This window comes from Neorhizobium huautlense, from assembly GCF_002968575.1.
GTDB lineage: Bacteria > Pseudomonadota > Alphaproteobacteria > Rhizobiales > Rhizobiaceae > Neorhizobium > Neorhizobium huautlense.
In genome coordinates this window covers 127,179-144,645 of the sequence record NZ_PVBM01000008.1, presented here as the reverse complement: position 1 = coordinate 144,645, position 17,467 = coordinate 127,179, and the positions used below count along the sequence as shown (strand labels likewise).

At 58.4% G+C, this 17,467-nt stretch carries 16 protein-coding genes; 8 read left to right on the top strand and 8 right to left on the bottom strand.

Annotation, left to right across the window (positions count from 1 at the left end; all coding sequences use genetic code 11):
* Nucleotides 1-137: 137 nt before the first annotated feature.
* Together pdxY and C5L12_RS11515 are read left to right on the top strand one after the other, a co-directional pair.
* Nucleotides 138-1,010: a pyridoxal kinase PdxY gene (gene pdxY / locus C5L12_RS11520; protein WP_105372180.1), complete on the top strand. Its 873-nt coding sequence runs from the start codon at nt 138-140 to the stop codon at nt 1,008-1,010.
* 72 nt (nt 1,011-1,082) lie between these two features.
* Nucleotides 1,083-1,757 (top strand): carbonic anhydrase, encoded by a 675-nt coding sequence (locus C5L12_RS11515; protein WP_105372179.1) that lies wholly within the window; start codon nt 1,083-1,085, stop codon nt 1,755-1,757.
* 15 nt (nt 1,758-1,772) lie between these two features.
* Here the strand turns inward: C5L12_RS11515 and C5L12_RS11510 are convergent, their stop codons facing one another.
* Together C5L12_RS11510 and C5L12_RS11505 are read right to left on the bottom strand one after the other, a co-directional pair.
* Nucleotides 1,773-2,582, bottom strand: coding sequence for a lytic murein transglycosylase (locus C5L12_RS11510; protein ID WP_105372178.1), 810 nt, complete (start codon nt 2,580-2,582; stop codon nt 1,773-1,775).
* A gap of 195 nt (nt 2,583-2,777) precedes the next feature.
* A complete protein-coding gene (locus C5L12_RS11505) occupies nt 2,778-3,812 on the bottom strand; it encodes an aspartate-semialdehyde dehydrogenase (RefSeq protein ID WP_105372177.1) in 1,035 nt (344 codons plus the stop codon).
* Between the two features lie 497 nt (nt 3,813-4,309).
* On the opposite strand from C5L12_RS11505, the gene C5L12_RS11500 reads away from it, so the two are divergent.
* Nucleotides 4,310-6,193, top strand: a complete 1,884-nt coding sequence (locus C5L12_RS11500) for an MFS transporter (RefSeq protein WP_105372176.1) — start codon at nt 4,310-4,312, stop codon at nt 6,191-6,193.
* A gap of 67 nt (nt 6,194-6,260) precedes the next feature.
* Here the strand turns inward: C5L12_RS11500 and lpxE are convergent, their stop codons facing one another.
* From lpxE to C5L12_RS11475, 5 genes are all read right to left on the bottom strand, one after another.
* On the bottom strand, nt 6,261-7,067 hold the full coding sequence (gene lpxE, locus C5L12_RS11495; RefSeq protein WP_105372175.1) for a lipid A 1-phosphatase LpxE: 807 nt from the start codon (nt 7,065-7,067) through the stop codon (nt 6,261-6,263).
* 130 nt (nt 7,068-7,197) lie between these two features.
* Nucleotides 7,198-8,307, bottom strand: coding sequence for a 3-isopropylmalate dehydrogenase (gene leuB / locus C5L12_RS11490; RefSeq protein ID WP_105372174.1), 1,110 nt, complete (start codon nt 8,305-8,307; stop codon nt 7,198-7,200).
* 102 nt (nt 8,308-8,409) lie between these two features.
* Nucleotides 8,410-8,799 (bottom strand): RidA family protein, encoded by a 390-nt coding sequence (locus tag C5L12_RS11485; RefSeq protein WP_105372173.1) that lies wholly within the window; start codon nt 8,797-8,799, stop codon nt 8,410-8,412.
* 12 nt (nt 8,800-8,811) lie between these two features.
* Entirely contained in the window at nt 8,812-9,417 is a 606-nt protein-coding gene (leuD, locus tag C5L12_RS11480) for a 3-isopropylmalate dehydratase small subunit (protein ID WP_105372269.1), read from the bottom strand.
* A 138-nt stretch (nt 9,418-9,555) separates the two neighbouring features.
* Complete coding sequence (locus C5L12_RS11475; protein ID WP_105372172.1) at nt 9,556-9,783, bottom strand: hypothetical protein; 228 nt, start codon at nt 9,781-9,783, stop codon at nt 9,556-9,558.
* A 108-nt stretch (nt 9,784-9,891) separates the two neighbouring features.
* On the opposite strand from C5L12_RS11475, the gene C5L12_RS11470 reads away from it, so the two are divergent.
* Nucleotides 9,892-10,794, top strand: coding sequence for an HpcH/HpaI aldolase/citrate lyase family protein (locus C5L12_RS11470; RefSeq protein ID WP_105372171.1), 903 nt, complete (start codon nt 9,892-9,894; stop codon nt 10,792-10,794).
* Nucleotides 10,791-10,997 (top strand): DUF1737 domain-containing protein, encoded by a 207-nt coding sequence (locus C5L12_RS11465; RefSeq protein WP_105372170.1) that lies wholly within the window; start codon nt 10,791-10,793, stop codon nt 10,995-10,997. The genes C5L12_RS11470 and C5L12_RS11465 overlap by 4 nt, the downstream gene beginning before the upstream one ends.
* 12 nt (nt 10,998-11,009) lie before the next feature.
* Here C5L12_RS11465 and C5L12_RS11460 read toward each other — a convergent pair whose 3' ends face one another.
* Nucleotides 11,010-11,447, bottom strand: a complete 438-nt coding sequence (locus C5L12_RS11460; protein ID WP_105372169.1) for a metallopeptidase family protein — start codon at nt 11,445-11,447, stop codon at nt 11,010-11,012.
* A 172-nt stretch (nt 11,448-11,619) separates the two neighbouring features.
* Between C5L12_RS11460 and C5L12_RS28755 the strand changes: the two genes are divergently transcribed.
* From C5L12_RS28755 to C5L12_RS11445, 3 genes are read left to right on the top strand one after another with little or no spacing between them, the layout of a single operon-like run.
* Nucleotides 11,620-12,558: an ImuA family protein gene (locus C5L12_RS28755; RefSeq protein ID WP_245422851.1), complete on the top strand. Its 939-nt coding sequence runs from the start codon at nt 11,620-11,622 to the stop codon at nt 12,556-12,558.
* On the top strand, nt 12,455-14,020 hold the full coding sequence (locus C5L12_RS11450; RefSeq protein WP_245422849.1) for a Y-family DNA polymerase: 1,566 nt from the start codon (nt 12,455-12,457) through the stop codon (nt 14,018-14,020). The genes C5L12_RS28755 and C5L12_RS11450 overlap by 104 nt, the downstream gene beginning before the upstream one ends.
* Nucleotides 14,017-17,457: an error-prone DNA polymerase gene (locus tag C5L12_RS11445; RefSeq protein WP_105372167.1), complete on the top strand. Its 3,441-nt coding sequence runs from the start codon at nt 14,017-14,019 to the stop codon at nt 17,455-17,457. Before C5L12_RS11450 ends, C5L12_RS11445 begins: the two co-directional genes overlap by 4 nt.
* The last annotated feature ends 10 nt before the right edge of the window (nt 17,458-17,467 follow it).

The window sequence follows — 17,467 nt, the reverse complement described above, 5'->3', positions numbered from 1 at the left end:
TATTTCATGCTCTGTCATCTTGCGGCAACGTGGCCGATCCATGTCCGCATGCGAGGTTGCCGCATTCTTCTCGACTATTATTGACACAGCGGTGCGAAGAAACCATCAACAGGCCATTGAAGTCGGAAAGCGGATCCATGCAGGACAACAGCAATGCCGTCATCGTCATTTCCAGCCACGTCATCCGCGGCTCCGTCGGCAATCGCGCCGCCGTTTTCGCCTTGGAAACGCTTGGATATCCAGTGTGGGCAATGCCGACCATCGTTCTTCCCTGGCATCCGGGTCATGGGCCTTCCACGAGGTTGACTTTCCACGAATCGGATTTCGACAAAGCTATAGACGATCTCATCCGCGCGCCATGGCTGGGTGAGGTAAAGGCCGTCCTGACGGGCTATTTTGGAAATGCAGCCCAGCCGCGTTCGGTGGCTCGGCTGGTTCGGGCCTTGAGGGAGAAGAATCCGCAACTCCTCTATGTCTGCGACCCGGTGATGGGCGACCTCGGCGGGCTCTATATCCCGCAGCCGACCGCGGAGGCGATCCGCGACGAACTCATTCCGCTTGCCACCATTGCCACGCCCAATCGTTATGAGCTTGCCTGGCTTTCAGGGGCGCCACTGGAAACCAACAACGAGATCATGGACGCAGCGATCGCGCTCGGACCGCCCCGCATTCTGGTGACCTCTGCCGTTCCGATGATGGCAGGCGGCACAGGCAATCTCTATCTCACCGGAAAACATGCGTTGCTTGCCGAACATCGGCTGATCGACAATCCGCCGAACGGCCTCGGCGATCTCCTCAGCGCACTTTTCCTGGGGCGTATTCTGGCAGGCATGGAAGAGGAAAAGGCGCTGCAGCTTGCGACGGCAAGCGTCTTCGAGATTCTGGCGCGCACGGCCAAGCGGGGAGGCGACGAACTGACATTGGAGACCGACGCTTCCAGCCTCTCCACGCCGATGGCGATGGTACAGATGCGCAGGCTCGTGCACCCGCTGCAACGGGCGAAGCGGTGATTCGGTTCTCATCTTAGCAACTGCACAAATGACCGTTGAAATTAGGCGCCTGCCGCTATAATCGTTTTCCCCATGACGGATTTTCCAGACAGACTTCTAGCGGGCTACCGCAGTTTCATGAGCGGGCGTTACGCCGACGAACGCGAACGCTACCGGGTGCTGGCCGAAACCGGACAGAAACCCCACGCGCTTCTCATTGCCTGTTGCGATTCCCGCGCTGCGCCGGAAACTATTTTCGATTGCGGCCCGGGCGAACTTTTCGTGGTCCGCAACGTCGCCAACATGGTACCGCCCTATGAGCCGGACAGTCAGTTTCACGCCACTTCGGCGGCGGTGGAATACGCGGTACAGGTGCTGGAGATCGAGAATATCGTCGTCATGGGCCATGGCCGCTGTGGCGGAATCCGGGCAGCGCTCGATCCGGCGATGGAGCCGCTTTCGCCCGGCGACTTCATCGGTCGGTGGATGGCGCTGGTCCGGCCGGCGGCCGAACTGATCCAAAGCAATGATTTTATGACCCAGGCCGAGCGGCAGACGGCACTTGAACGCGTGTCGATCCGCAACTCGATCGCCAATCTCGAAACATTTCCGTTCGTGCGCAAACGCTGCGAGAAAGGCGAACTCAGCATCCATGGTGCCTGGTTCGACATCTCGACCGGCGAATTGTGGGTGATGAATGAGAAGGGCGACTTCATTCGTCCGGAGCTGGACGATCCGCGCCTTCAGGCCGAACAGGCGTCGGCCTGACCTGATTTTTCCGAGTTACCGACCGTCGATCTCGGCGCCGATATAGGCGATCGCCCGCTGATAGACGCTTGCGGCATTCCAGCCCTGGATGGCACCGAAATTCGGTTCCCCGGGCTGGTAGCCGGCACCGGCTCGCCAGCCATGTCCACGCAGGAAATTGGCGGTCGAGGCAAGCGCGTCGGCGCGCGAGCGAACCATATCGATATGGCCATCCCCGTCCCCATCGGCGCCGTAGCGTACGACGTTTAGCGGCAGGAACTGGGTTTGGCCGATCTCGCCGTGAGCCGCACCCTTGGCCGAGGTGCTCAGGTCTCCGCGAGCGACGAGCTGGAGAGCGGCGTAGAGCTGTTCCGTGAAGTAGGCCGAACGGCGGCAGTCATAAGCCAGCGTTGCGACGGCAGACAGCGTATGTTGATTGCCCATGAAGCCGCCGAAGCCGGTCTCCATGCCCCAGATGGCAAGGAGCGGTCCGGCCGGCACGCCGTAACGGCGTTCGATCGAGGCGAAGAGGGATGCATTGCCGGACTTCATGCTTTTGCCGCGGGAGATGATGGCGGCCCCGCCACGTTTGCGCATGAATTCGTCAAAGGAGAGCTTGAAGCTTTTCTGACCCCGATCGGCTCGGATCGTTTCGCGGTTATAAGAGACGCCGGCGAAGGCTTTTTCCACTACCGACGGGCTGATGCCATTCGCCGGAGCCACGCGCTTGAACTCGTCGACCCACCGGGCAAAGCCGGATGAGTCGTTACCGCATTGAAGCGCTGCAAAAGCCGGAGTGGTGGTCAAACCGGTTGCAATCAATCCTGCCAGCAAAATCTTCTTCATGCAGTTAACCCGTGGTCAGCCGGATCGCCTGGCCGCAGCGTCCGGAGGATGTGTTTTTCGGCCTTATGGCGGTGGTTGCAAACTTTCGCAACTCACCCGTTCATGAACAGTTCGTGATGCGCGATGATTCGGAGAGAAAACCCCGCCATTTCTGGCAGGGTTTCTATCCTAACATGTTTAATAAATTAATCGCTTTCAGGCGGCTGCCTTGCGCGGCTTGATCAGCCCCCGATTGACGAGAAGCTCGGCAATCTGCACGGCGTTCAGCGCGGCACCCTTGCGCAGGTTGTCGGAAACGACCCACATATTGAGACCGTTTTCAACCGTTGCATCTTCGCGAATGCGGGAGATGTAGGTGGCATCTTCACCGGCGCACTCGTAAGGCGTGATGTAGCCGCCGTTTTCGTGCTTGTCGATCACCAGGCAGCCCGGAGCTTCGCGCAGGATATCGCGGGCCTGGTCGGCGGTGATCTCGTTTTCGAACTCGATGTTGACCGATTCCGAATGACCGATGAAGACGGGGACGCGCACGGCCGTGCAGGTTACCTTGATCTTCGGGTCAAGCATCTTCTTGGTTTCGGCCAGCACCTTCCATTCCTCCTTCGTATACCCGTCTTCCATGAAGACATCGATATGCGGGATGACGTTGAAGGCGATGCGCTTGGTGAACTTCTTCGTCTCGACCGGGTCGGCGACAAAAACGGCGCGGGTCTGGGTAAAGAGCTCGTCCATGCCTTCCTTGCCTGCACCGGAAACGGACTGGTAGGTGGAAACCACGACGCGCTTGATCTTGGCGAAGTCGTGGAGCGGCTTCAGCGCGACGACGAGTTGAGCGGTCGAGCAGTTCGGGTTGGCGATGATGTTTTTCCTGGTAAATCCATCGATCGCATCCGGGTTCACTTCCGGCACGATTAGCGGCACTTCCGAGTCGTAGCGCCAGGCAGACGAGTTATCGATGACGACGCAGCCCTGGGCGCCGATCTTGGGCGACCACTTCTTGGAGATCTCGCCGCCGGCCGACATCAGGCAGATGTCGGTGTCCGAAAAGTCGTAGTTTTCGAGATTGGAAACCTTCAGCGTCCGGTCCCCGTAGGACACTTCGGTGCCCTGGGAACGAGCGGAAGCGAGCGCCACAACCTCATCCGCTGGAAAGCCGCGTTCGGAAAGAATAGTCAGCATTTCCCTGCCGACATTGCCGGTTGCCCCGGCGACTGCAATCTTGAAACCCATTTTCTTGCTCTCTTTCTGTCTCTCCTCGATCCGGTGAGGGGGAAGCCGCGGGATCTTGTCCGCGTATTCCTGGTCCCCGGCCTTGCCGGGGAGAGAGCGGCGGCCAGAGACGTCAGACGGTTTTCGTCGTCGTTTTGGCCATGGTTTTGAAGAAAGCGGAAAAACATCCGCGCTGCCCGAGCTGAGCAGCCGGCAGTGCGAAGGCAGCGATGTCGAATTCGCAAGCACGCATAGATGTGTCTTTCCGTTCGCGAAGGTGTTTAGAAGATTTTCGCCATGAGTCAAGCGAGGCCTGCATTGTCGGCGCAGCTACGACACTGCACCGCACCATTTCAGTTCGAGGAAATCGCGGTATTAGACGAAAGTCATAATCCCAAAGCATCTCTCTTCCTTTGGCCAGAATTCTGCCAATCTGCGACAATGCGTCGCCTTATTCATGTCCAGGAGGGAAAAGGACACGGAGCCGGCACGCGAGTTTATTCTTTGGGAGGACGACAATGGCTAATGTCGCAACGACCGCCGAGGTAAGAACCGGCGGTATGACGCGAGAGGAGAAGAAGGTTATCTTCGCCTCGTCGCTCGGCACTGTTTTCGAATGGTATGACTTCTATCTTTACGGCTCATTGGCAACCTTCATCGGCGCTGCCTTCTTCAGCCAGTATCCGGAAACGACCCGGAACATCTTTGCTCTATTGGCCTTTGCAGCGGGCTTCCTGGTCCGTCCTTTCGGGGCGCTTGTGTTCGGCCGTCTCGGCGACCTCGTCGGACGCAAATACACCTTCCTCGTCACCATTCTGATCATGGGTCTTTCGACCTTCCTGGTCGGCATTTTGCCGGGCGCAGCCTCCATCGGGATCGCGGCCCCCATTCTTCTGATTGCCCTGCGCATGCTACAGGGTCTGGCGCTCGGCGGCGAATATGGCGGTGCTGCGACTTATGTCGCCGAACATGCGCCGCATGGCCGACGCGGCTTCTTCACGTCCTGGATTCAAACCACGGCGACGCTTGGCCTGTTCCTGTCGCTGCTCGTCATCCTCGGCATCCAGCTGCTCGTGGGAAAAGAAGCGTTTGCAGCCTGGGGCTGGCGCGTTCCGTTCCTTCTCTCGGTCATCCTGCTCGGCGTTTCGGTCTGGATCCGCCTGAAGATGAACGAATCGCCTGCCTTCAAGAAAATGAAGGAAGAGGGCAAGGGATCGAAAGCGCCGCTCACCGAGGCATTCGGCCAGTGGCGGAATGCGAAGATCGCACTTCTCGCCCTGTTCGGCGCCGTGGTCGGCCAGGCCGTCGTCTGGTATTCCGGCCAGTTCTACGCGCTGTTCTTCCTTCAGAATATTCTCAAGGTTGATGCGCAGTCCGCAAACCTGATGGTTGCCGCGTCGCTTCTTCTGGGCACCGGCTTCTTCGTCTTCTTCGGCTGGCTTTCAGACAAGATCGGACGCAAGCCAATCATCATGGCGGGCCTACTTCTGGCCATGGTGACCTATTTCCCGCTGTTCAAGGCTATGACCTGGGCCGGCAATCCGGCTCTGGCGCAGGCTCAGGAAACCGTGCGGGCGACAGTGACGGCAGCTCCGGGCGACTGCAAATTCCAGTTCAACCCGACCGGCACTGCTAAATTCACCACCTCTTGCGATATTGCGACGGCTTACCTGACGCGCAATTCGGTGCCTTACGATGTCGTTGCAGGGCCGGCTGGACAACCTGCTACGGTCAAGATCGGCGATTCGACGATCACCAGCTATGACGCCATCGCCGCCGGTGCCGATGCAAAGGCCAAGGATGGAGCATTCCAGAAGCAGGTGAACATTGCCCTGCAGACGAGCGGTTATCCGCTGGCACGCGCTGCCTCCAAGGTGCCGGATGCAAAACTTGATGCCTTCGTTGCAGCCAATCCGGAACTGAAGCTTGATGCTGCCGCCATTCGCGCCGGCAACAAGGCCTCGGTTTCCGGCCCGGATCTCGTCTCGCAGAAGCTGCTGACGGCACAAGAAGCCACGGGCGTGACGGAGATGGCAGTTTATACCGTCCCGAACTCCGGCGCCTTCTCGATGGTAGCAGATCCGCAGGCGGTCAACTGGGTGACGATCATCGCCATCCTCACGGTGCTGGTAATCTACGTTACCATGGTCTACGGCCCGATCGCGGCACTGCTGGTCGAACTCTTCCCGACCCGCATCCGCTATACCGGCATGTCGCTGCCCTATCATATCGGCAACGGCTGGTTCGGCGGTCTTCTGCCGGCAACGGCATTCGCTATGAGTGCCGCCAAGGGCGATATCTATTACGGCCTCTGGTATCCGATTGTATTTGCGGGCATCACGCTGGTGATCGGCTTGCTCTTCCTGCCGGAAACCAAGGACCGGGATATCCACGCCGAATAGTCCTTCACAGCAAGGAACCGATAAGGAGAAGGCCCGGTGCAGGAAATTGCGCCGGGCCTTCTTTCATTCAAGCCTTTTCCTCACGCTTTGGCGGCATTCCGCGCGGCGGGAAAGACGCATTTGAGCGGTCAGGGCGCATGATCAAGGGTATCGGTCGGCGTAAAACGGGCCACCCGCCCGGCTCCTGCCTGAACAGCAAACCATAACGCGAGAACACGATTGCCATGAGAATCGAGAACCAGGCGCCAAAGGAAAGGCCGGCGATGACGTCGCTTGGATAGTGGGCGGCGACGATGACGCGCGAGAAACCGACCCAAAGGCTCATGACCAGAAAAAGAAGCCTGTAGGGTGGGGCAAGGATGGCCATGGCCATCAGAAATGCCCCTACAGTCGTCGCATGGCCGGAGGGAAAGCTCTCGAAGCGGGAGCCGGAAAAGGGATTGAACCCGTATGAACTCCACTCTTCGTAAAGAACGGGGCGTGCGCGCCCAATGACGCGCTTCAAGAGGTTGACCGCCAGGCCTGAGCCGGCAACGCAGATAAAGAGGTAGATGGCCATATGGCTGACGAGCATTGCCTGGAAACGTGTCTTCAGCGTCGGTGCAAGCCGGATGACCGCCAGCGCCTCAAAGAAAATGACAGCGCTTCCAAACAGGATCCAGCCGGATTTGCCGAGGTCGGTAATGGTTTCCCCAAAAGGCTTCAGAAGGTTGCGGGTATGGGCCGCATAGGAACCGACAGGAGCGTCCAGCAGGAAAAAGGCGATCAGGATCAGGTTGACCGTAACCAGCGCGTAGGACCACCACCGGGGCGAGGAAGACCCTGAACGGTAGCGATAGCGGCGGTGTTTCAGTTTTTCGATTGTCCGTTTCATCAGCCTTTATCCGTGGCGCGGGAGCGATCCCCGTGCTCTCTCCCATAGATTTCTCGATATGGGTAGCCAGACGCTGAAAACAAAACGGCGAAAGGGTCTTTCCGCTCTTTGCGGAAAGACCGGTAGGGCATCAGGCGGAGAGGCTGACGAACTCCTTGAGGATCGCGTCGCCCATTTCGGACGTGCCCACTTTGCGGCAGCCCTCGGCCATGATGTCGCCGGTACGGATGCCCTGATCCAGCACGTTGGCGATCGCCTTTTCCAGATTTTCCGCTTCCTTGATCATGTTGAAGGAATAACGCAGGCACATGGCAAAGGAGGCGATCATAGCAATCGGGTTGGCAATGCCCTGGCCGGCGATGTCGGGGGCCGAGCCGTGGACAGGTTCATAAAGCGCCTTGCGCTTGCCCGTCTTGGCGTCGGGCGCGCCGAGCGAAGCGGACGGCAGCATGCCGAGCGAGCCGGTCAGCATTGCCGCGACGTCGGAAAGCATGTCGCCGAACAGATTGTCCGTAACGATGACGTCAAACTGCTTCGGTTGGCGCACCAGCTGCATGCCGCCGGCATCGGCCAGCATGTGTTCGAGTTTTACGTCCGAATAGGAGCGCTTGTGGGTTTCGGTGACCACTTGGTTCCAGAGCACGCCGGACTTCATGACGTTGCGCTTTTCCATGGAGCAGACGGCATTGCCGCGGGTACGGGCCAGCTCGAAGGCAACGCCGGCAATCCGCTCAATCTCGTAGGTATCGTAAACCTGCGTGTCGATGCCGCGCTTCTGTCCATTGCCGAGATCGATGATTTCCTTCGGTTCGCCGAAATAGACGCCGCCAGTCAGTTCGCGAACGATCAGAATGTCGAGACCTTCGACCAGTTCCGGCTTCAGAGACGAAGCGGATGCGAGAGCCGGATAGCAGATGGCAGGTCTCAGATTGGCGAAGAGCTCCAAGTCCTTGCGCAGACGCAGCAGGCCGGCTTCCGGGCGGACCTCGTAAGGAACATGATCCCATTTCGGCCCGCCGACGGCGCCAAAGAGCACCGCATCCGCCTTCATGGCCTTGGCCATGTCTTCCTCGGAAATAGCGACACCGTGAGCATCATAGGCTGAGCCCCCGACCAAGCCTTCGTCGAGCACGAAATCGGCCTGCATGGCGCTGTTCATATGAGCGATGATCTTGCGGACTTCGCCCATGGCCTCAGGGCCGATACCGTCGCCGGGAAGGAGGAAGAGGTTCTTTGCCATATCTTGTGGTGTCCTTGGTTTTTTCAGGCTCAGGTCCTCCCGCGCGGATCTCGCGCCTGGCGAAACCTCGTCCGAGCCTGTCGAGGACGAGGCTGGAAAAGTTCAGGAACTACCGGCGCCAATGCGGGCGGTGACTTCGATTTCGATTTTCATTTCAGGCGTGGTGAGGCCGCAGACGACCATGGTCGCGGCGGGACGGACTTCAGAAAAGGTTGCACCGAGCACATCAACGACGGCGTCATAGTCGACCATATCGACCAAGTAATAACGCACACGCACGATATCTTGCAGACCGCTTCCGGCCTCCTTCAGTGCTTTTTCGATGGTGCCGAGCGCGTTGCGCGTCTGGGCGGCGACATCGTCCGGCATTTCCATCTTCGCATAATCGTAGCCCGTCGTGCCGGAGACGTAGACCATGTCCCGGTCCACGACTGCGCGTGAATAACCGATCCGCGCTTCGAAAGGCGATCCGGAGGAAATCCGCTTGACCATGAGAGCGTCCGATCAGAGCCAGGGGCGCTCGGTGCGGTTCTTGGTCTCGAAGCTCCTGATTGCGGCATCACTCTTCATGGTCGAGGCGATGTCGTCGAGGCCTTCGAGCATGATGTGGCGACGGCCGGGATCGATGTCGAAATGGATCGAGCCGCCGTCCGGACCGGTGATTTCCTGAGCTTCTAGGTCTACCGTGAGAACCGCGTTCGAGCCGCGTTCGGCATCGTCCATCAACTTTTCCAAGTCTTCCGGGCTGACGACGATCGGCAGAATGCCGTTCTTGAAGCAGTTATTATAGAAGATGTCCGCGAAGCTGGTTGAGATGACGCAGCGAATGCCGAAATCGAGCAGCGCCCAGGGAGCATGCTCACGGGAAGAGCCGCAGCCGAAATTGTCGCCGGCCACCAGAATCTTGGCATTTCTGTATGCGGGCTTATTCAGCACGAAACCCGGGTTTTCAGCGCCGTCTTCGGTGTAACGGGCTTCCGCAAAGAGGCCTTTGCCGAGGCCGGTGCGCTTGATCGTCTTGAGGTAGTCCTTCGGAATGATCATGTCCGTATCGATATTCACGACCGGAAGCGGCGCTGCGACGCCGGTGAGTTTGGTGAATTTTTCCACGATCTGCCTCCACATGGACTAATCTGCGGAAGCTGCCATAAAGCAAATCGACAAGGATTTGAAGGGCTGTTTGCCTGGAACCGGTACGCCGATGTGCTGGTTTTCAGCGCCTTTTAGCCTTTAAAGGGCGTTTCCGGTTTACAGGTCTATGATCGTTCCGCGTCCGTCGTTCCAGACATGCATCTCGCGCTTGTCCGTCTTCGCCCGCACCGGAACCGGCTTCAGCCGCGCTGAAACTGCTCGTCCGATGGAAAGAACTGCAAGAATACCGGCAAAGGCGACAGTGAGTGACGCCGTCAGAAGCGCTGCCATGGCGAACAAGGCAATCGCCGATACGATGACGAAGAAAACGCGAATATTATGCATGATCCAAACCTTTCTCGTTGAAGAATGTGGGCTCTCGCGCCCTTTCTTGCAAGGGGTTTTGCGCATTGCGGTATTGCCGGGACTTCAAAAGATTGACAGAAAGCCGTGATGACTTCCTTGACCGACATCAATTTCGCTCCCTTCCGGTTTCGCCGTTCGGTTTTGAGCGTGCCGGCCAGCAATCAGAGGGCTCTGGAAAAGATCCGGACCCTCGACTGCGACGCCGTGATCTTCGACCTCGAAGATTCCGTCGCGCCGGAGAAGAAAGCCGAGGCGCGTGAGAATCTGCGCCGGTTGTTCAAGGACAATCCGCTGCAAGGAGTGGAACGGGTCGTCCGCATCAATGCGCTCGACACCCAATTCGGCAAGGCAGACATGGATCTTGCGGTGGAAATCTCTCCGGACGTGGTGCTGGTTCCCAAGGTTGAGCAGGTGGCCCAGATACAGTCCGTGGCGGATATTCTCTCGGAAGCCGGCGCTCCGGACGATCTTGCCATATGGGCGATGATCGAAACGCCGAAAGGCGTCTTGAACGCGTCAGCGATCGGAGCTGCCGATGAACGGCTCCAATGTTTCGTCGTCGGTCTCAACGACCTGCGTAAGGAGACCGGCGTGCTGTCGCAGCCGGGTCGCGGCTATCTTGTGCCCTGGCTGATGCAGATCGTGCTGGCCGGCAGAGCCCATGGGATCGACATCATAGACAGCGTCTTCAACGATTTCCGGGACACGGAGGCTCTCGAGGCAGAATGCAGGCAAGGCCGCGTCATGGGCTTTTCCGGGAAAATGCTGATCCATCCCGCCCAGATCGAGCCCGCCAACCGGCATTTCGGACCGGATCCGGAAGCGGTGAAAGATGCTGAAACGATCATCGCCGCCTTTGCGAAGCCGGAAGCGCGACATCTCAATGTCATCAATCTCAACGGCCAGATGGTGGAACGCCTTCACCTTGTGGAGGCCGAGAAACTTGTTGCCAAGGCGAAATTCCTAACCGAACGAAAGAACGCTCCATGAAACTCTACCGTTTTCTCACCGGCCCCGACGACGCTTCCTTCTGCCATAAGGTGACGGCTGCGCTGAACAAGGGGTGGGAGCTTCATGGTTCGCCGAGCTATGCCTTCAACGCCACGACCGGCGAAATGCAGTGTGGGCAGGCGGTCACGAAGACCGTGGAGGGCAAGGACTATCATCCGGACATGAAGCTCGGCGAGCAGTAGGCGTCAAGCCGATCAGCGCTGTGCGGCAGCATCGGCGCTGGCTTCGATGCGCTCCATATCGTCGTCGCTCAAGCCGAAATGGTGACCAATCTCGTGGATCAGCACATGGGTGATGATATCGCCCAGGGTTTCCTCGTTTTCGGCCCAATAATCGAGGATCGGGCGTCGGTAGAGCCGGATACGGTTCGGCAGTTCGCCAGTTTCCATGTTGAAGCGTTCGGAAATGCCCCGGCCCTCGAACAGGCCAAGGAGATCGAAGGGAGTCTCGAGCGCCATGTCCTCGAAAACCTCGTCATCGGGAAATTCTTCGATCTCGATGATGAGATTGGTCGTGAGCGCCCGGAATTCCTCCGGCAGATGGCCATAAGCATCGATTGCCAGCGACTCGAATGTGCTGATCGTCGGCGCATGGCGATCCTGCCAATCGTCGGTCTGGTCAATGCGGGCCATGGGCTCTCCTTCTGATCAGGCCCATATAGTGCCTCCGGCAATATTTTTCGAGAGAAGAATCATTGACCTATCGGAAGAGGAAAAGATTCCCGCGTCTCTTCTGTTGACTCTTCTTCCGACCTCTGGAATCCATAAGAACATAAAGTGAACATGTATGGATGGAGCTGACGCCATGGCCGAGAACGCCACGGCGCAGGAAAGACTTTTTGCCCTGCGCGCACAGATCGCCCGACTGGAGGGAAAATCCCTGCCAGCACTTGCCGCGGCAGAGCAGGCGCAGGCTGCCGAAAGGCCGGAATGCGGCAAAACCAGGATAAAACAGCCTCGTCTTCCCTTCGGCATAGACCCGTTGGATGTCGCCTTGGAGGGCGGCTTGCCGCTTGATGGAATTACGGAAATCCGCACGCGATCGATGGGAGATGCAGGCGCAGCAAGCGGTTTCACCTTCGCACTCGCATCTCATCTTAAGAGAAGGAAAGCCGATGGTGCGCCTGTTCTGTGGATCGGTGATGTCGTTTCCAGGCAGGAGGCGGGTGCTCCTTATGCGCCAGGCCTCGGGCAATTCGGGCTGAAACCTCAGGAGGTTCTTTATGCAGTGCCGCGAAAGCTGGATGAGGCGCTATGGCTTGCGGAAACTGCACTGGCAAGCAGGGCGCTTTCCGCCACCATTCTCGAGATCCGCGGCAATCTCAAGAATTTCGGCCTTACCGAGAGCCGCAGGCTGAACCTTCGGACAAAGGCGGCGGGGCGCCCCCTTTTTCTGCTGCGGCATGCAGGCGAAGAAGAGGCGAGCAGCGCTTCCTTCCGCTTCCTTGCCGAACCGGCGCCGGCCACCGGCCGGCGTCTTCCTGATGGATCCGTGCTTGGCGGCAGCATCGGCTATCCCGTTTTCCGACTCATTTTGGAGAAGAGCCGTAATCCGGCTCCGCTCTCCTTCCTTTTGGAGTGGAACCCCCATGACCGTCAATTTTCCCTCAATTCCAAGGCAGGAGAGGTTTTCTCTTTCCATGCCCCGCCAGCGCATTCTGGCGCTGGTCTTCCCGCATCTGCCGACCGACAGGATCGCGCGCCGACTCTGGGGCATATCGTGGCGCTCGAAAGGGCGTCCTGAGCATCCGCCGATCCTCTGCGTCGGGCGGCGTGACAATGCCATGCGGCTCACGGCGCTTGACGAGGTTTCGGAACGCTTCGGCCTGAGGCGAGGGCAGGGGCTGACAGAAGCACGCGCCATGTTTCCGGCAATCCATGTCATGGACGAGGACGAAGCAGCGGATCGGGCGCTCATCGAAGCCATCGCCGACTGGTGCGATCGCTATACCCCTCTGGTGGCTTTGGACGGATTGGATGGGCTTTTCCTCGATATCACCGGCTGTGCCCATCTCTTCGGGGGAGAAGAAATGCTTCTCAAGGATATTCTAGGTCGGCTTTTCCAGATGGGCTTCGACGTCAACGGCGCGATCTCCTCGTCGCCCGGCCTCTCCTGGGCCGCTTCCCGTTTCGGCCTAGGCGGCGTAATCTCCCACGATGGCATTGAAGAAGCGTTGGCGCCGCTGCCGGTCAACGCCTTGCGTCTCGACGCGATGGCGATCTCGTCGCTCCACAAGCTGGGACTGAAGCGGATTGGCGACCTTCTGTCCATGCCGCGCGCGCCGTTAGCGCGCCGTTTCGGAACGAGCCTGCTCCAGCGGCTGGATCAGGCACTGGGGCTGCATGAAGAAGCCATTTCCCCCCGCCGGCCGGTTGCCGCCTTGTCTGTCGAGCGAAAGCTTGCCGATCCGATCCAGGCGGAAGAGCATATCCTGCAATTGACAGGGCAGGTCGCGTCTTCGCTGAAACCGGAGCTGGAAGCCCGTGGCGTCGGCGGCCGCATCTTCGAGCTGGTGCTGTTCCGGGTGGACGGCTGCGTCTTTCGTATTTCGGTGAGAGCTTCCCGGCCGCTACGCGATCCAAAGCGGATTTCCTCGCTGTTTTCCGAGCGCTTGGCGACCGTACACGACGATCTTGATGCCGGATTCGGATTCGAGCTTCTCCGTCTCAACGTGGTCGAGCACGAGGTTTTCAAACCCTCTCAGGATGACTTCACCGGCGACGGCCAAAGTGATGCCTCGTTTGCAGATTTCGTGGACAAGGTTTCGGCCCGGCTCGGCGCGAACTGTCTGCAGATTGCGGAATTGCGGCAAAGCCATCTGCCGGAGCGGGCAGAGAGTTTCCTATCTGCGATGGCGGCGAGGGCCGTGGGTAAAAATGTCGAAGAGGCTTTTGCCTTCATGCCGAAAGCCGACCGGCCTCTGCGACTCTTCCGGTATCCGGAACCTATCGAGGCTTTTGCCGCCACGGTTCCCGACGGCCCTCCGCAGCGTTTTCGCTGGCGGCGGATCGTTCATCGGGTCGTGCGCGCCGAGGGCCCGGAACGGATTTCTCCAGAATGGTGGCTCGACGGAAAGGATGCTGAGGAGCGCGATTATTTTCGCCTTGAAAGCGAAACGGGCCGCCGCTTCTGGGTTTTCCGTGAGGGTCACTACAAAACGGGAGATGCAGCTCCCGTCTGGCGTGTCCAGGGGATTTTCGCATGAAGGATATCCCGGCTTTCTTCGAGATCGGCGCAAAGACCAATTTCTCCTTCCTGGAAGGAGCGGCGCGGCCGGAGGAGATGGTGCTGGCCGCAAGTCTGCTTGGACTTTCCGGTCTCGGTATTGCCGATCGGAATTCCGTAGCGGGCGTGGTTCGGGCGCATAACCAGGTCAGAGAAATGCGGGAGACTTGCAAGCGCCAGCAGGAGCGGGGCAGGAAGGAAGGCGAGAACGAGGCTATCGAACCTTGCGCGTTTTATCCCGGCGCGCGGCTCGTTTTTTCTGACGATACACCGGATGTGCTCGCCTATCCCCGCAACCGGAAGGGCTGGGCCAATCTTTGCCGGCTTCTTAGCCGGGGAAACCTCCGGACCGAAAAGGGCTCCTGCATTCTGGAAGAGTGGGACTTTCTGGAATGGTGCGACGAAATGATGCTTGCCATCATTCCGGATTTTTCCTCCGCAGAAGATCCTCGATATCTCGCTGATCTCAGCGATCGTCTGAAGAGCTATCGCGAACGATTCCGCAAGGACATCTATCTCGCTCTTTCGCCGACCTATGACGGGCGGGACGGATTTATTTTTGCAACTTTTGCACAAATCGCCTCCCGCAATCGCGTGCCATTGATCGCGACCAACTTGCCGCTTTTCAATCTGCCCTATCGCCGGTCGCTATCGGATGTAATGACCGCCATCCGGGAGCATGTGACAATTCAGCAGGCGGGTTTCCGACTGGCTCCGAATGGGGAGCGGCATATCAAGCATGCGGCTGAAATGGCGCGACTTTTCCATACCTATCCGGATGCAATTGCCAATACGGAGCGCTTCTTCAGTCGGCTGAAGTTCTCTCTGGATGAACTCAGTCATAATTACCCGGATGAGAGCGTTTCAGGCGAAACGGTATCTGAAACCCTGGAACGGCTTACCTGGGAAGGAGCCCAACGCCGCTATCCTGACGGCATTCGGGAGGAGGTTTCCAATCAGATCAGGTACGAGCTCGATCTTATCAAGGAGATGGCATACGAGCCTTACTTCCTGACGGTGCGCCACATTGTTTGGCATGCCCGGCATGTCTTGAAAATTCTCTGCCAAGGGCGCGGTTCGGCCGCCAATTCCACCGTCTGTTTTTGTCTTGGCATTACCGAAGTCGATCCAACATTTACGACGCTGCTATTCGCGAGGTTCATCTCGACTGAGCGTAACGAGCCGCCGGACATTGACGTCGACTTCGAACATGCGCGCCGTGAAGAAGTCATCCAATATATTTATGAGCACTACGGTTATCGCCATGCAGGATTGACCGCGGCGGTCACCAGCTATCGAACCCGGATGGCTGGCCGCGAGGTGGCCAAGGCCTTCGGGCTTTCGGAGGATGTGCAAGCGGCACTTTCGAGCACGGTCTGGGGCTGGTCCGAGGAGGGGCTTTCGGAGCGGGAAGCAAAGGTCGCCGGTCTCGATGTGTCGGACCCGACGACCAAGAAGGTTATTACTCATGCAAGAGAACTCATGGGCTTCCCGCGCCATCTCACCCAGCATGTCGGCGGTTTCCTGATTACGCGCGACCGGCTCGACGAGGTCGTGCCGATCATGAAAACCGCCATGCCCGGGCGGTATATGATCGAGTGGGACAAGGACGACCTTGATACGCTCAAACTCCTAAAGATCGACGTACTGGCGCTCGGCATGCTGACCTGCCTGAAGAAGGCATTCGAACTCATGCGCCTGCATTACGACGTAAACGAAACCCTGGCCGGCCTCTTACAAAAGGATAAGGATACCAATGTCTACGATATGATCTGCCGAGCCGATACGATCGGAGTCTTTCAGATCGAGAGCCGGGCGCAGATGAGCATGCTGCCCCGACTTCGGCCGAGAATATTCTATGATCTCGTCGTCGAAGTGGCGATCGTGCGGCCGGGTCCCATTCAAGGAAACATGGTCCACCCGTATCTGAAGCGGCGGGAAGCCGTAAGGAACAAGCAGCCTATCGAATATCCCAGTGGTGAATTGGAGAAGGTATTGGAGAGAACGCTTGGCGTCCCGCTATTTCAGGAACAGGCGATGCAGATCGCTATCACGGGTGCCGGCTTCTCTCCTGAAAAGGCCGACAAACTCCGCCGTTCGATGGCGACATTCAAGCGATCAGGGCGAGTGGAGGAATTCAAGCGCGATTTCATCGAGGGAATGCTGGAAAACAGCTATTCCAGGGAATTCGCGGAAAGCTGTTTCAGCCAGATCGAGGGTTTTGCGGAATACGGCTTTCCCGAAAGCCATGCGGCGTCTTTCGCCTTGCTCGTTTATGCGTCTTCCTGGATCAAAGCCTATTATCCGGATGTCTTTTGCGCAGCGCTTTTGAATTCACAGCCCATGGGTTTTTATGCGCCGTCGCAGCTTATCCGGGATGCTCGGGAGCATGGGGTCGAAATTCTTCCGGTCGACGTCAATCATTCGGATTGGGACTGCACCTTGGAGGAAAGCCGTTTTGACAAAGGGGCCATCGATGGCCGCCATGCCTCCATGAGGGAGGTGATCAGAACGAAGTATGCCGTTCGGCTGGGATTCAGGCAGGTCAAGGGCCTTGCTGAAAAGGACTTGAGGAAAACCCTGCTCGCCAATCGGGGTAGAGACTATATATCGGTGCACGATCTGTGGCTGCGCTCCGGCCTCGACAAATCGGATATCGAAAGGCTTGCGGATGCCGACGCTTTCACCTCCATGGGGCTTGCCCGCCGTGAAGCTCTGTGGGCCGTGCGAGGTCTCGATGGGAAAAAAGCCGCTGACGATTTGCCCTTGTTCGACGTAGCGGACGGCGCAGATCTTCGGCCGGAAACGAAAGTGCCGCTTCCCGCAATGCTGCCTGGCGAAGAGGTGATCGAGGATTACCGATACCTCTCCTTATCGCTCAAGGCCCATCCGGTCTCGTTCCTGCGGGAGGAGTTCAGGTCTATGGGGGTCACCCGCAGCGTTGATCTGTTGAATGTCCCGAATGGACGGAAGGTCACGATCGGCGGACTTGTGTTGGTGCGGCAGCGGCCGGGATCTGCCGGAGGCGTGATCTTCATGACGCTGGAGGATGAGACCGGGGTTGCCAATGCCATCGTCTGGCCCAAGACGTTCGATCGCTATCGGCCGATTGTGATGGGTGCGCGGCTTGTGAAGATTCAAGGGAGACTGCAAAGCCAGAGCGGCGTCATCCACACGGTGGTGGAGTATATCGAGGATCTCACGTCCATGCTCGGCCTTCTCCAGAAGGAGACGCGACGTTTTGGCGTGTCCGCACGCGCCGATGAAGCGCTGCAATCGGGCGGTGATCACCGGGGCAAGCGGCGCAACAGCGAAATGGAAGACCGTTCTTCTAAGACGGTGATGAGGGATCGAGATCCTCAACCTTACGGACTGGAGCCGGGGCAAGTGATGCCGAAGGGACGCAATTTTCATTGATATGATCAAC

Bases quoted from the DNA above. Each gene is read 5' to 3' on its own strand.
- pdxY (WP_105372180.1), top strand. From the start codon at position 138: ATGCAGGACAACAGCAATGCCGTCATCGTCATTTCCAGCCACGTCATC.
- C5L12_RS11515 (WP_105372179.1), top strand. From the start codon at position 1,083: ATGACGGATTTTCCAGACAGACTTCTAGCGGGCTACCGCAGTTTCATG.
- C5L12_RS11510 (WP_105372178.1), bottom strand. From the start codon at position 2,582: ATGAAGAAGATTTTGCTGGCAGGATTGATTGCAACCGGTTTGACCACC.
- C5L12_RS11505 (WP_105372177.1), bottom strand. From the start codon at position 3,812: ATGGGTTTCAAGATTGCAGTCGCCGGGGCAACCGGCAATGTCGGCAGG.
- C5L12_RS11500 (WP_105372176.1), top strand. From the start codon at position 4,310: ATGGCTAATGTCGCAACGACCGCCGAGGTAAGAACCGGCGGTATGACG.
- lpxE (WP_105372175.1), bottom strand. From the start codon at position 7,067: ATGAAACGGACAATCGAAAAACTGAAACACCGCCGCTATCGCTACCGT.
- leuB (WP_105372174.1), bottom strand. From the start codon at position 8,307: ATGGCAAAGAACCTCTTCCTCCTTCCCGGCGACGGTATCGGCCCTGAG.
- C5L12_RS11485 (WP_105372173.1), bottom strand. From the start codon at position 8,799: ATGGTCAAGCGGATTTCCTCCGGATCGCCTTTCGAAGCGCGGATCGGT.
- C5L12_RS11475 (WP_105372172.1), bottom strand. From the start codon at position 9,783: ATGCATAATATTCGCGTTTTCTTCGTCATCGTATCGGCGATTGCCTTG.
- C5L12_RS11470 (WP_105372171.1), top strand. From the start codon at position 9,892: ATGACTTCCTTGACCGACATCAATTTCGCTCCCTTCCGGTTTCGCCGT.
- C5L12_RS11465 (WP_105372170.1), top strand. From the start codon at position 10,791: ATGAAACTCTACCGTTTTCTCACCGGCCCCGACGACGCTTCCTTCTGC.
- C5L12_RS11460 (WP_105372169.1), bottom strand. From the start codon at position 11,447: ATGGCCCGCATTGACCAGACCGACGATTGGCAGGATCGCCATGCGCCG.
- C5L12_RS28755 (WP_245422851.1), top strand. From the start codon at position 11,620: ATGGCCGAGAACGCCACGGCGCAGGAAAGACTTTTTGCCCTGCGCGCA.
- C5L12_RS11450 (WP_245422849.1), top strand. From the start codon at position 12,455: ATGCCCCGCCAGCGCATTCTGGCGCTGGTCTTCCCGCATCTGCCGACC.
- C5L12_RS11445 (WP_105372167.1), top strand. From the start codon at position 14,017: ATGAAGGATATCCCGGCTTTCTTCGAGATCGGCGCAAAGACCAATTTC.